Origin of the sequence: Nocardiopsis gilva YIM 90087 (genome assembly GCF_002263495.1) — a bacterium.
Lineage (GTDB): Bacteria > Actinomycetota > Actinomycetes > Streptosporangiales > Streptosporangiaceae > Nocardiopsis_C > Nocardiopsis_C gilva.
Genome location: NZ_CP022753.1, coordinates 962146 through 974695, shown reverse-complemented (window position 1 = coordinate 974695; position 12550 = coordinate 962146). Strand labels below are relative to the sequence as shown.

Sequence of the window (12550 nt, the reverse complement as noted above, 5' to 3'; positions counted from 1 at the left end):
GTTCGTGGTGTGCCCGGACCCGGGACGGATCCCGATGAGCCCGAGCATCTCCGGCTTCCCGGCAGGATCGCGACCATCAGCCTGCACACCTCCCCGCTCGAACAGCCGGGGACGGGCGACGCGGGCGGGATGAACGTCTACGTGGTCGAGGTCGCCAAACGGCTGGCCGACCGCGGCGTCGCCGTCGACGTCTTCACCCGGGCCACGCGGCCCGACCAGCCGCCCACGGTCGAGATGGTGCCCGGCGTCACCGTCCGGCACATCCCCGCCGGCCCCTTCGGCGGGCTGGACAAGCAGGCGCTTGCCCACTACCTGTGTCCGTTCATCTTCGGCGTGCTGCAGACCGAGGCCCACAACGCTCCGGGCCACTACGACCTCGTCCACGGGCACTACTGGCTGTCCGGCCGTGCCGGGCTCGTCGCCGCGCAGCGGTGGGGCGTGCCGATGGTGCAGTCGATGCACACGCTCGCCAGGGTCAAGAACATGGCACTGGCCCAGGGCGACACCGCCGAGCCGGACGCACGCGTGCGCGGCGAGGACCAGCTGGTCCGGCAGTCCGACCACCTCGTCGCCAACACCGCCGACGAGGCCGCCCAGCTCATGACCTACTACGACGCCGACCCGAGCCGGGTCAGCACCGTGCCGCCCGGCGTCGACCTGGACATGTTCACCCCCGGGTCGCGCACGGAGGCGCTGCGCCGCATCGGGCTGCCGCCCGACGCCGAGCTGCTGCTCTTCGTCGGCCGCGTCCAGCGGCTCAAAGCACCCGACGTGCTGCTGCGCGCGGCGGCGGCGCTGCTGGAGCGCGACCCCGCGCTGCGCGACCGACTCGTGGTGGCCGTCGTCGGCGGCCAGTCCGGCGCCGATGTCGCCGAGCCGCGGCGGCTGGCCGAACTCGCCCGGTCGCTGGGGATCGCCGACGTGGTGCGGATGGAGCCGCCGCGCTCCCGCGCCGAGCTGGCCGACTACTACCGCGCGGCGACCGCCACCGTCGTCCCCTCCCACTCGGAGTCCTTCGGTCTGGTCGCCGTGGAGTCCGAGGCGTGCGGCACCCCCGTTGTCGCGGCGCGGGTGGGCGGCCTGCCCACGGCGGTGCGCGACGGGGTCTCCGGCGTGCTCATCGACGGACACGACCCGGACGACTACGCGCGGGCGCTGCACCACATGATCACCGAGCGGTCGTGGCGCGACGCCCTGGGCGCCGCGGGTGTCGGCCACGCCGCCACACTGACCTGGTCGGCGACGGTGGACGGGCTGCTGGACGTCTACCGTGGAACCCTGGTCTCCGAACCGCTCCCCGTCGCGGCCTGCCAGTAGGCCCGCCACAGGTCCGCCCACCAGCACTCCGCCCCGACTCGCACACGAGGGACACCGATGCCGACGCAGCACCAGGCCGACGCCATCACCGCGATCGAGACCGCGGTCAAGGAGGCGGAGCTCGAGTTCGAGCGTCCGCGCCCCGAAGCGTTCCTGATCTCCCTGCCCGGCGTGCGCAAGCTCAAGACGCTGGTCTGGTTGAACGTCGGAGAGCACAGTCTCCTGGTGAAGACGTTCTTCTGCCGTCGGCCCGACGAGAACGAGGGCGGGTTCTACCGCTGGCTGCTGCAGCTGAACGAGGACATGTACGGCATGGCCTTCTCCGCTGATGACAACGGGGACGTCTACATCACCGGCCGAATGCCGCTGGCCGCCGTCACTCCGCACGAGGTGGACCGGCTGCTGGGCTGCGTGCTCACCTACTCCGACGAGAACTTCAACGCGGCTCTGGAGCGCGGGTTCGCCTCCTCGATCCGCAAGGAGTGGGCCTGGCGCGAGAGCAGCGGGTACAGCCTGCGCAACCTGGAGGCCTTCCGGCACCTGATCGAGAGCCCGGGGCCCGGGTAACCCCCCACTTCCGTTGATCTCGGGGATATCGACCGAATGTCCGCCATAATTCGGTCGATATCCCCGAGATCAACGGAGGAGAGGCTCCAAGCCGAAGGCGAGGTCAGGGCGCCGGCACCGACTCGCTAGGCTGGCCACCATGGGGACTCTGGTTCTACTTCGACACGGCGAAAGCGTCTGGAACGCCGAAGGACTGTTCACCGGCTGGGTGGACGTCGACCTTTCGGCAACGGGTGAGGAGGAGGCGCGCAGGGGCGGCAAGCTGCTGCACGAGGCCGACCTTCGCCCCGACATCGTGCACACGTCGGTACTCAAGCGCGCGATCCGCACGGCCAACCTCGCCCTTGAGGCCGCCGACCTGCACTGGCTTCCGGTGCGGCGCTCCTGGCGGCTCAACGAGCGCCACTACGGCGCGCTCCAGGGCAAGGACAAGGCCCAGACGCGCGAGGAGTACGGCGACGAGCAGTTCATGGTCTGGCGCCGCTCGTATGACACGCCCCCGCCGCCGATCGCCGACAACGACCCCTACTCCCAGGTGGGCGAGCGCCGCTACGCGGAGCTCCCGACCGAGCTGATGCCGCGCACGGAGTGCCTGGCCGACGTCGTCGACCGCATGCTGCCGTACTGGTACGACCAGATCGTGCCGGACCTGGCCGCCGGGCGCACCGTCCTGGTCGCGGCGCACGGCAACTCGCTGCGCGCGCTGGTCAAGCACCTGGACGGGATCGACGACGCGACCATCGCCGGGCTCAACATCCCGACCGGCATCCCCCTCGTCTACGAGCTCAACGACGACTTCACGCCGCGCAAGACCGGTGGCGAGTACCTCGACCCCGAGGCCGCCAAGGACGCGATCGAAGCCGTGAAGAACCAGGGCAAGAAGTAGCCGCCGCCCATCCCGCTGTCCACGGCCCGCGCTCCCATGGGGGCGCGGGCCTTTCGCTGTTCCAGCGGCCCGCACCCGGCGGTGATCAGGGTCAGGGACGCGGTGTGGACGTGGCGGCTAGTACACCAGCGCCTGTACTCCGTCGGCGGTGGCCTCCTCGACGAAGGTCGGGGCGCCCGCGATGCGCACGCCGTCGATCAGGTCGTCCTCGGTGAGGTCCCGGCGCGCGGCGCACTGGGTGCAGACGGTGACCCTCCCACCGGCCAGGATGCCCTGGAGCAGGTCGCCGAGCGGCACCGCGTGCGGGAGGGAGAAGGACTCGGCCCGACCGGGGACGGCGAACCAGCTGGCCTCACCGGTGAGCCACAGTGACACGTCGACGCCACTCGCCACCGCTGCCGCGGCGACCGTGAACGCCTGATTACACCGTTCCGGGGCATCCTCACCGGACGTGGCCTTGATCACCAATGAGCGACTCATGGGGCCAGCGTAGCCCCGCGGGCACCGCGATGAAGCGCGCCCCTGCCGATAGCCCTCCGCGCTCCCTCAGGCTCCGGCGAACACCAGCAGCACGCCGGTGCAGGCGGTCACCACGGCGCTGCCGCTGAGCAGCAGAGCGTCCGTGGCGCGGTGCGCGGACGGGGCCTCCGGGCGGTCGCCGCCCTGCTCGATGCGGAGTCGCCCGTCGAGCGGCGCGGTGATCACCGGGCGGCCGTCGCGCATCTCCAGGCGCCCGTGGACGACGATCGGGTCGCCGGGGCGCAGCACCCACTCGCGGTACTCGAACTCGATGGTCTCGCCGCGGAAGAGACCGGAGATCTTCCCCTTGACCCGGGGCAGCAGGTCGTCGGCCTGGGCGGGCACACCGGGCTGCGGGCGGCCGACGACGCGTTGCAGGCACATGTGGGCGCCGGACAGTGCGGCGTCCTCGGGATCGATCAGGACCGGCGAGCCGTCGGCGGAGTTTCCGGGACCGACGATGCCGAACAGCTCGGAGGAACCGTAGTCGGCGATGGAGTCCGAGGCGCGCTCCCGGTCGTGAACGGCGGTCTCGGGGCTGCGGGTGAGCGCCCAGTAGTGCCGCAGCACCTCGTGGCCGTGCCAGACGCACTCGGCGCTGGCCAGGCCCGACTCGATGGCGCCGTTGGGGCCGGGCACGGCGGTCCCGGAGACGCTGACCTGCCGCCCGGCACACGTGGCCAGCGCCCGGGGGCGCACCTCGGCCATGCCCCGCTGCAGGGACCATCTGCGCACCGCCCGGATGGCCAGGGGTGCCAGGATCGCTGCGCCGAGCAGCAGCACTACCCCGATCACCAGCAACACGGGCCGCCTCTTTTCTGTGACTCGCCGTCCACACATCGTCGTGGCATTGGCATCTTCTTTACCAGGTTCCGCGGGCACGGACGTAGCGACGGAACACCGCAGCTGCCCCTGTTCGCGGCCGATTTCCCAGGTCGGGAGCGATCAACGTTGATACCCGACGCGGACGACAGAACCGTAAATTACAGATTGATAACGCGCCGTTCAGCGGAAGACGCGGCATGTCCTGGCACGTCGCGTACGTTGCGTGACACCGATATCCAGGCGATCGGTGTCAATGGCACGGTACGGCCCCGCGCGAGCCCGTACGCGGCGGCACTGCGAGGCATGCCACACGCTCACCAGGAACGGACGGAACAGCCACCGGTATTCGGACGGGGGGCGAGGGGGCGGACGACACCCGTACTCCAAAGTGCACAGGCCACCCCCGCACCGCGACTACCCTCGGACATTATGCAGCCTGAGGTGCACCCCGATCTTGAGAAGCTGTCGTTCCTGATCGGTCGCTGGGAAGGTGTCGGCGTCGCCGGCTACACGGACATGGACGAGTTCCAGTTCGGCCAGGAGATCGAGTTCACGCACGACGGAGAGCCCTACCTGACCTACCGCAGCCGCGTGTGGCGGATCAACGAGGACGGCTCCCTCGGCGACTTCGTGACCTCCGAGTCCGGCTTCTGGCGGATCCGCCAGTCGGAGGCGGAGCAGGGCACGGAGCCGACCGCCGACTCTCCGACGATCCACCTGGAGGTGCTGATCTCGCACCCCGAGGGCTTCACGGAGCTCTACCTCGGCAACATCTTCGCCCACCGCGTGGAGATGTCCACCGACGTGGTGCTGCGCACCGAGACGGGCAAGCACGTCACCGCCGGGCACCGGCTCTACGGGCTGTTCGGCGACAACCGCGAGACGCTGGGCTACGCGTGGGACATGGCCGCACACGGCCAGGAGCTGCGCTCCTACATGTCCGCCCAGCTCAAGCAGGCCACCACGCAGAGCTGAGCCGGGAACAGGCGGGTGCGGTGCCCGTTGTCATGCCCGTGGCCGGGGACGGCGCGGGCATGACAGATCCCCAGGCGCTTCCCTCCGCTGGGCGGCGGGGCCGGGTAGGACAAGGTCCGGCTGCCCGGGGATCCGGGTGTCCACTGTGGATTCGCTAGAGCGATCCGACTCTTCGTGTCGCCCTAGCGGGCGGACACCTCGCAAGTCCCATAAGCCTTCACTGTTAGGACCACCTCCTTTCCTGCGTGATTCTGACGTTATGTCCGCCGCTCCACACAGGGCAAATGTTTTTTCGCGGGCCTCACGCCGGACTCCGGCGTGGCGGGTGTCACCCGGCCACCGCCTAGACTCGAGGGCATGTCGCACCTCACCTGGCGTGAAGAGCTGCGCGCCCGTGGCTACCGCGTGACCCCGCAGCGGCAGCTGGTGCTCGAAGCCGTCCGGGAGCTGGAGCACGCCACCCCGGACGCCATCTGCACCGAGGTGCAGAAGACCGCCGCCGGGCTCAACCTCTCCACCGTCTACCGGACCCTCGACGTGCTCGAGAAGGTCGGGCTGATCACGCACACCCACCTCGGAGCGGGCGCGCCCTCCTACCATCTCGCCGAGGAGGCCGACCACCTGCACGTCGTGTGCCGGGAGTGCGGCGAGGTCACCGACACCGCGCTCGAGCTGGCCGATCCGCTGGTCGAGCGGCTCCGCCGCGACCTCGGCTTCGAGGCCGACGCCCGCCACCTGACGGTGGTCGGCCAGTGCAGCCGCTGCCGCGCCGCGGCGGCCGGGCAGGAGGCGGACGCGGGCGCGGAACGGGGCACCGAGACCGCATAGGCTCGAAGTATGACTTCGCCGCTGTTGACGCGCGCCGGGGCCGTCGCCGCCGAGCCCCCGGACGCCGACGTCGCCGCACACTACGGGGAACCCGCCCAGGAGGGCCGCGCCCTGGAGGACGCCGCCGGATGGATCGACCGCGGGAACCGCGGCGTCGTCCGGGTGACCGGCCCCGACCGCCTGAGCTGGCTGCACAGCCTCACCAGCCAGTTCCTGGACGGCATCGCGCCGGGCACCGCGACCGAGGCCCTGGTGATGGAAACCAAGGGGCACATCCGGTTCCACCTGTCGGTCGTCGAGGACGGCACGGCCGTCTGGGCGCACACCGAGCCCGGGGCCGCCGCGGACCTGGCGCAGTTCCTGGACTCCATGCGGTTCATGCTGCGCGTGGAGGTCGAGGACCTCAGCGACAGCCGCCGCGTCCTCACGCTGGCCGGCCCCGAGCGGGAGAAGGCCCTGGAGGCCGTCGCCGACCGGCTGGACGACGTTCCCCTACGCCGCGCCGAGGACGAGACCGACCTGTTCCTCCCGGCCGACGCTCTCGCCCCGGTCGCCGAGGCGCTCACCGCCGCCGGTGCCCGCCCGGTGGGGATGTGGGCGTATGAGGCCCGGCGTATCGCCGAGCACCGGCCCCGCCTGGGGCGGGACACCGACCACCGCAGCATCCCGCACGAGATGAACTGGGTCGGCCGCGCCGTGCATCTCGAGAAGGGCTGCTACCCGGGCCAGGAGACGGTCGCGCGGGTGCACAACCTGGGGCGCCCGCCGCGCCGCCTGGTGCTGCTGCACCTGGACGGCACCGCCGAGCGCCTGCCCGAGCAGGGGGCGTCGATCGAGCTCGGCGGCCGCGCCGTCGGCGCCGTGGGCTCCTCCGCGCGCCACCACGAGCTCGGCCCGATCGCGCTCGGTCTGGTCAAGCGCAATGTCCCCGTCGACGCCGAATTCGTCGTGGACGGCATCGCGGCAGGTCAGGAGGTCATCGTCCCGCCGGACACGGGCGCCAACGCCCAGATCGGCCTCCGGCGCCGGCCGGCCTGATCACCGGCCGAATGACGGACGCGAAAACACGCGGCCACAAGCGGACATGCGTGCGGGGCCGGTCCCACGACCGGCCCTATCCTTATATGTGTGTGCTCTTTGCCACTGCGGGGAACCGGGGCGTGGTATTCCGCATCTGATATGTGCGCGGGATGCCATGAGCAGTAGGCCCTCCGCGCGCCCAAGGAGCAGGCCAAATGCGGGTACCCAGGGTCTCTCTTAGCGAAACCTGAACACCCGAAATCATTGCCCCGTGGATTCGCCTCGGGATACAGATGGAATCGGCATCGGGAAATGCCCCCCGACCTGCCATAACAATCATTGACTCGCATCGGTTCACGAGGACGACACCGTGGATGAAGTAGCGCCAACACTCCAGCTGATCGCGCTAGCGCTGGTCGGCTTCAGTGCCTTCCTGTGGCTGCGTGCCATGCGGGCCCACCGGCACCGTCGGCGGCTTGAGTTGACCCCCGACTACACGGCGGGTGGTCTGCAGGCGTGCGAACGGCTGCCGTCACGCGCCGAGATCAACGCGACCGCCGCCGAGGGGCCCGGAGGCCTGCTGACCTCCCCCTACTCGCAGACACCGTGTGTCTGGTTCCGTGTGGAGGTCACCCACCACCACTACCGGGAGGAGCGGGGACCGGGCGACCGCCTTGAGGTCGAGCGGCTGTTCGGCCTGCACTCCCACGAACCGTTCCGGATGAGCGACACGACCGGCAGCGTGCTCTGCGCGCCCGACTGGGCCGAGGTCAACGACCCCGAGGTCAGCGTCGACCAGTTCGTCGCGAGCGAGGAGCCGCCGGCCGACATCCTCTCTCCGGCGCAGCTGGCCGCCGTGGGCAAGGACAAGTGCACCAGCACCACGGTCATCGGCCCCGCCGGTCTCACCCCGGGCTGCACCTACAAGGAGTGGGTCATCCGCCCCGGCCAGGAGCTGTTCGTCGGGGGCCTGGCACGCCGCAACGAGGACGGCGACATGTTCATCGAGGGCACCGAAGACGACCCGGTGAGCATCTCCACCCACACCGAGCAGGAGATGATCAGCGCCGACTGGCACAAGGAGCTGCTCGGGTTCGGGCTGCTGCCCGTCGCGCTGCTGATCCTGGCCGCGATGCTGATCCTGCTGTAAGAGGGCGTGGCACGCGTGCCCCGGTGACGGGGCCACGACGGTGAAGGGCGGTGCCCCCGTTCGGGGGCACCGCCCTTCAGCGTTGCTCCGCTTCTGCTCCGCCTCCCTGCGCTTCCGCTGGTCCTCGCGACGGAGGCGGGAACGTGCGAAGAGCGCGCCGCGCGGGGTCCTACAGGACGGCCGTGAGCCGCTCCTCGTGCAGGCGCTCACCCCACGACGGCTCCAGCGGCGGGATCTGCCCGACGCGCCAGCGCAGCAGCAGGTCGGCGAGGCCCGGGTTGCGCGGCAGCGCGGGACCGTGCAGGTAGGTGCCGAGGATCTGGCCCTGGACGGCGCCCTCGGTCTGGCCGTCGTCGTTGCCCACGCCCTTGACCACGTGCGACAGCGGGGTGGCGGACGGCCCGATCGCGGTGCGGCCCTGGTGGTTCTCGAAGCCGGTGATGCGCCCGACGCCCAGGGACGGCTCGACGTCGGCCACGATCTCGCCGACCCCGCGGACCTGGCCCCGCCCGCTGCGGATGTCCAGGATGCCCACACCCGGCAGCGGGTTGTCGTCGTCGTCACCGTAGCTCTCGCCGACGATCTGGTATCCGGCGCAGACCGCGAAGACGCAGGCGCCGCGCTCCGCCGCCCGCTTCAGCCCCCCGTCGGCGCGCAGCCGCTCCGCCGCCAGGATCTGCGGCCGGTCCTCGCCCCCGCCCAGCAGGTAGATGTCGCCCTCGGCCGGGACGGGGTCGCTGGAGTGGACGTGCACCTCCTCCACCGGGATGCCGCGCAGCTCGGCGCGGCGGCGCAGCACGAGCACGTTGCCCTTGTCCCCGTAGGTGCTGAGCAGGTCGGGATAGATCCAGACGATGCGCAGGGCGCTGCTGGAGTCGCTCATGGGGTCCCCCTCCTACTGCACACGGCCGTAGGCCGTGCGGATCTGCTGGAAGGCCGTGTAGTTGGCGATGACGTCGATCTGCGTGATGCCGGACTGCTCCGCCTTGACGTGGCTGACCACGTCGGCGACCGTGTCGGCGACCTGGAACGGAACACCGTCGGTCTCCAGCCGCAGCGCCAGGTCGGTACGGCGCTCGCCCATGACGAAGACCCGCCGCCCGCGCAGCACCGTGTAGTCGACGTCCCAGAGCCAGGAGGTGTCCTTGCCGTCGGGGATCTGCGCGTTGACGGACAGGATCACCGGCACGTGCGGCTGGCTGAGCACCGCGAACGACTCCAGCCACCCGGCCGGGTTCTTGGCGAGCAGCAGCCGCACCTCGACGCCGTCGGTGACGACGGAGGTGTAGCGCCCGGCCACCGAACGGATCTCGCGCAGCCGCGGCAGCGACTGCTTGGGGTGGATGCCGTAGGCGGCGGCGGTGGCCACGGCGACGGCCGCGTTCGCGCGGTTGGCGTCGCCGGGCAGGCCGAGCTCCATCCGCATCGGCTGGCCGTTGGAGTCCGTGATCGTGTCGTTCTCGTTGTCGACGGCCCAGCTCGCCTCCGGGCGGCTCAGCCCGCACTCGGGGCACTCCCAGTGGGGATCGGGCTCACGCTTGAGGTGGCCGCCGCACTCCGGGCAGCACCAGGAGTCCTCCTTCCAGCGCTGGCCCGCCGCCACCCAGGTGGCGTGCCGCGCGCCGAGGCCCGCCCACGCGACGAGGGGGTCGTCGGCGTTGGCGACGACGTGCGCCTCGCTGCGGCGCAACGCGTCGCGCCACTTCTTGGCGAGCAGGTTGATCTCCGAGGCGCGGTCCATCTGGTCGCGGCTCAGGTTCATCAGCACGACGACCGCCGGGCTGGTGTCCCGCAGGACCTGCGGCAGGTACTTCTCGTCGACCTCAAGGACGCCGTTGCGGGCCTCCGGGGCGTTCGCCAAGGCCGTGATGTGCCCGGTCGGCATGTTCGCGCCGTGCTCGTTGGTCGCGATCTCGCCGAGTTCGCGCAGTGCCGACGCGATCAGCCGGGTCGTCGTGGTCTTGCCATTGGTCGCGCTGACCAGCGTCAGCCTGCGTCCGCGGGCGAGTTTGGCGAGCAGCTCCGGCTCGACCTTGAGCGCGACCCGGCCGCCGATGACGGAACCGTCGCCGCGCCCGGTGGCCCGGGACAGCGTGGCCGCGCCCTTGCCCAAAACCGCGGCCAGCTGGGCGCGCAAGGGAAGTTCGCTCATGATCCCCACTAGATTGCTGCTGGAGGTGGCTGCCGGAAAGGCAGTTCGAAAAGGCGCCTGACGCGAGTGGCGGCGCCTCCTAAGCCTATTGCCCGTGGCCTCCTGTGGGACCAAAAGGGGAGGCGGAGGGCGGGCGGACGCCCGCTTCGCACGCGACGGCGGCCGGTCGGGGCCCGGATGGTCAGACCGTGCGCCAGTCCAGGCGCTCAGGAGGCGGGCCGACGTTGGGGTGCGCGGCGCCGGGATCAGCGGTCGGGGGCTCCGGCGGGCGGGCCGGTTCCCCACGGGACTCCTCGACGGTGCTGAGGGTGGCGGTGGGCAGGGTCAGGATGCCCGGGTTGGCGTCGGCGAGGACCGGCCCCGCGTCACCGGGGACGACCATCGCGGTGGGCGGCAGGGTGCGCAGGCCGTGCGGGTCAACCTGGTAGCCGTTGACCGGACCGGTGCCGTCGGCCTCGCCGATCTCGGTGGCCTGGGTGGTGACGCGGCCCCAGGCGGTGGCCGCGCGCATGTTCTGCGCGAGGTTGAGCGGGGCGATCGGCGGGGCCGCGGTGCGCACGGGCACGGGAGCGGTGATGCCCTCGCTGTCCTCGGCCACGTAGCCCTCGCCCACCGCGTCGTTCAGCGCCTCGCCGATGACCTCGGTGAGCTGATGCATCGGGAGCCGCGCCGCCCCCCGGTGGCCGTTGCTCGCGGCCAGCACCTCCACGTCCTCCGCCTTCTCGGCCGCCGCTCCCGCGGCCGCGGACGCCGCCACGCGTCCGGTCGCCAGCCAGGAGGCGGCGCGTGCCGCCGATGCGGAGGTGGGCTGGCGCATCAGCACGGGGAAGACCCCGTGGGCGGCCAGCCGGTGCGCGGTGCGTTCGCCGACCTCGCGGATCATCAGCACCAGGCCGGCCCCGCACCAGGAGGCCGCCCCGATCAGCCGGTCGATCTCGGCGGCCGGGAGCACGTCCGCGCCGCACACCACGATGGTGTTGGCCCACGGGCGGAGGGCGCGCTGCGCGCTCTGGGGGTTGCGGGAGCGCAGTTCCAGCAGCTCGCGCAGGGCGGCGACGGCGTAGGTGCCGTAGGCGCGTGTGGAGACAGCCCCCGAGGCGCGGTCGGTGGCGATCACCTTGATCTGCGCGTAGGGTTCGTCGCCGCAGCGCGTGCCGATGCCCTCGAACGGGGCGATGTGCCGTTCCAGTTCCCAGGCGCGTTCCATGACGGGCCGGTCCGATCCGCAGCGTTCGCGGATCTCGGCCCGCTGCTCCGGGCTGAGCAGCATCAGGGCGGGGTCGCTCCGGGTGGCGGCGCCTTCGGCGGGTTCGGCCAGGGCGCGCAGTCCGCCGATGAGAGCGGAGACGTTTGCCCCGGGGCCGACGACGTCGAGGATCTGGAGCAGCAGCATCTCGTCGATGTCGATGTCGGCCTTGGGGTCGAGGGCCGAGGCGACCGACGAGAGGATGCGGGCGCGCTGCGCGCCGTCGAGGTCGGTGCCGAGGTGGAGGCGCTGCAGGTCGGCGGGGAGGACGCGGATGCGCGGGGTGATGCCGGAGCGCTTGACCAGGGCCATGAGGTCTCCGGCGAGCGCGCGGCCGGAGAGGTCCACGACGGTGAGGTCGCGCCCGCTGCGGAGCCGGGACGCGCCAAGGGTGGTGAGCAGGGCCGACCAGCCGCTTTCTGTCCCTCCGGCGACGACCACGGTTCCGGCGTCCTCGGGTACCCGCACCCCGTACCAGCGGGGCTGCGCCTCGAATGCGCGCTTGCGGGTCTGCCATGCGGCGTACCGGCGGGCGTGCTCCTCCAAGCGCTCACGCTGCTGCGCGTCGAGCCGCTCCTGCTCTTCGGCGAGGCGGGCCTCCTCGCGGCGCAGACGCTCGGCCATGACCTGGCGGCTCTGCATCAGGGCGACCACGATGGGCGCCGCCATGGCGAGGCAGGCCAGGCACAGGCCCAGCGCGATGAGCCCGGGGAGGATGCGCACCGGCCACAGGCCGACGCAGGCCAGGGCCACGAGGCTCAGCAGGGCGAGGAGGGCGGTGAGGGGCCGGTTCGTTCTCGCCTCGTGGCGCCGCTGGGCGGCGCGCCACTCCTCGCTGATGGCGGCTCTCTCCGGAGGTGCGGGACGGCGGGGCGCCGGTCCGGGGTCCGGGACCAGTAGCTCATGGCGCCATCCGAGATAGGTCAGCCCGGTCTGTACTCCTGATCGAGGGGCTGCCACCGCGTCGCACCTCCTGCCCGGGCCAACGGGAGCCGGGGAGATCGGGATGGGTACGGTGGAATGGTTTCAGGCGGTAGCCGAGTTGTCACGACCTCCCGGGAAATA

General features: G+C 71.5%; 12 protein-coding genes. 7 read left to right on the top strand and 5 right to left on the bottom strand.

Annotated elements, in window-relative coordinates; translation table 11 throughout:
• Window positions 1-9: 9 nt before the first annotated feature.
• The 3 genes from mshA (at window position 10) to CDO52_RS04710 (ending at window position 2770) form a co-directional block, all read left to right on the top strand.
• Complete coding sequence (mshA, locus tag CDO52_RS04720) at window positions 10-1317, top strand: D-inositol-3-phosphate glycosyltransferase (protein ID WP_232524384.1); 1308 nt, start codon at window positions 10-12, stop codon at window positions 1315-1317.
• A 57-nt stretch (window positions 1318-1374) separates the two neighbouring features.
• Window positions 1375-1884, top strand: a complete 510-nt coding sequence (locus CDO52_RS04715) for a YbjN domain-containing protein (RefSeq protein ID WP_017621252.1) — start codon at window positions 1375-1377, stop codon at window positions 1882-1884.
• Window positions 1885-2023: 139 nt separating this feature from the next.
• Complete coding sequence (locus CDO52_RS04710) at window positions 2024-2770, top strand: phosphoglyceromutase (RefSeq protein WP_026126311.1); 747 nt, start codon at window positions 2024-2026, stop codon at window positions 2768-2770.
• Between the two features lie 117 nt (window positions 2771-2887).
• On the opposite strand, the gene CDO52_RS04705 is transcribed toward CDO52_RS04710, so the two are convergent.
• Together CDO52_RS04705 and CDO52_RS04700 are read right to left on the bottom strand one after the other, a co-directional pair.
• Window positions 2888-3250, bottom strand: a complete 363-nt coding sequence (locus CDO52_RS04705) for a DsrE family protein (RefSeq protein WP_026126312.1) — start codon at window positions 3248-3250, stop codon at window positions 2888-2890.
• A 66-nt stretch (window positions 3251-3316) separates the two neighbouring features.
• The gene (locus tag CDO52_RS04700) at window positions 3317-4093 is read right to left on the bottom strand and encodes a GIDE domain-containing protein (protein ID WP_017621255.1); all 777 of its coding nucleotides are present in this window, start codon (window positions 4091-4093) and stop codon (window positions 3317-3319) included.
• A 450-nt stretch (window positions 4094-4543) separates the two neighbouring features.
• Here CDO52_RS04700 and CDO52_RS04695 point away from each other — a divergent pair, with 450 nt between their 5' ends.
• The 4 genes from CDO52_RS04695 to CDO52_RS04680 all read left to right on the top strand — a co-directional run bounded on the left by CDO52_RS04695 (window position 4544) and on the right by CDO52_RS04680 (window position 8087).
• A complete protein-coding gene (locus CDO52_RS04695) occupies window positions 4544-5089 on the top strand; it encodes an FABP family protein (protein ID WP_017621256.1) in 546 nt (181 codons plus the stop codon).
• Window positions 5090-5446: 357 nt separating this feature from the next.
• Entirely contained in the window at window positions 5447-5917 is a 471-nt protein-coding gene (locus tag CDO52_RS04690) for a Fur family transcriptional regulator (protein ID WP_017621257.1), read from the top strand.
• A gap of 9 nt (window positions 5918-5926) precedes the next feature.
• Window positions 5927-6955 (top strand): CAF17-like 4Fe-4S cluster assembly/insertion protein YgfZ, encoded by a 1029-nt coding sequence (gene ygfZ, locus CDO52_RS04685; protein WP_017621258.1) that lies wholly within the window; start codon window positions 5927-5929, stop codon window positions 6953-6955.
• Window positions 6956-7307: 352 nt separating this feature from the next.
• On the top strand, window positions 7308-8087 hold the full coding sequence (locus tag CDO52_RS04680) for a GIDE domain-containing protein (protein WP_017621259.1): 780 nt from the start codon (window positions 7308-7310) through the stop codon (window positions 8085-8087).
• Between the two features lie 169 nt (window positions 8088-8256).
• Here CDO52_RS04680 and CDO52_RS04675 read toward each other — a convergent pair whose 3' ends face one another.
• From CDO52_RS04675 to CDO52_RS04665, 3 genes are all read right to left on the bottom strand, one after another.
• The gene (locus CDO52_RS04675) at window positions 8257-8970 is read right to left on the bottom strand and encodes a type 1 glutamine amidotransferase (protein WP_017621260.1); all 714 of its coding nucleotides are present in this window, start codon (window positions 8968-8970) and stop codon (window positions 8257-8259) included.
• Window positions 8971-8982: 12 nt separating this feature from the next.
• On the bottom strand, window positions 8983-10239 hold the full coding sequence (locus CDO52_RS04670; protein WP_017621261.1) for a MurT ligase domain-containing protein: 1257 nt from the start codon (window positions 10237-10239) through the stop codon (window positions 8983-8985).
• 181 nt (window positions 10240-10420) lie between these two features.
• The gene (locus CDO52_RS04665; RefSeq protein ID WP_094932219.1) at window positions 10421-12445 is read right to left on the bottom strand and encodes a hypothetical protein; all 2025 of its coding nucleotides are present in this window, start codon (window positions 12443-12445) and stop codon (window positions 10421-10423) included.
• Between the last annotated feature and the right edge of the window lie 105 nt (window positions 12446-12550).

What these genes read in the sequence shown, in the direction of transcription:
- CDO52_RS04715 (WP_017621252.1), top strand. Translation starts at nt 1,375, where the DNA reads ATGCCGACGCAGCACCAGGCCGACGCCATCACCGCGATCGAGACCGCG.
- CDO52_RS04710 (WP_026126311.1), top strand. Translation starts at nt 2,024, where the DNA reads ATGGGGACTCTGGTTCTACTTCGACACGGCGAAAGCGTCTGGAACGCC.
- CDO52_RS04705 (WP_026126312.1), bottom strand. Translation starts at nt 3,250, where the DNA reads ATGAGTCGCTCATTGGTGATCAAGGCCACGTCCGGTGAGGATGCCCCG.
- CDO52_RS04695 (WP_017621256.1), top strand. Translation starts at nt 4,544, where the DNA reads ATGCAGCCTGAGGTGCACCCCGATCTTGAGAAGCTGTCGTTCCTGATC.
- CDO52_RS04690 (WP_017621257.1), top strand. Translation starts at nt 5,447, where the DNA reads ATGTCGCACCTCACCTGGCGTGAAGAGCTGCGCGCCCGTGGCTACCGC.
- ygfZ (WP_017621258.1), top strand. Translation starts at nt 5,927, where the DNA reads ATGACTTCGCCGCTGTTGACGCGCGCCGGGGCCGTCGCCGCCGAGCCC.
- CDO52_RS04675 (WP_017621260.1), bottom strand. Translation starts at nt 8,970, where the DNA reads ATGAGCGACTCCAGCAGCGCCCTGCGCATCGTCTGGATCTATCCCGAC.
- CDO52_RS04670 (WP_017621261.1), bottom strand. Translation starts at nt 10,239, where the DNA reads ATGAGCGAACTTCCCTTGCGCGCCCAGCTGGCCGCGGTTTTGGGCAAG.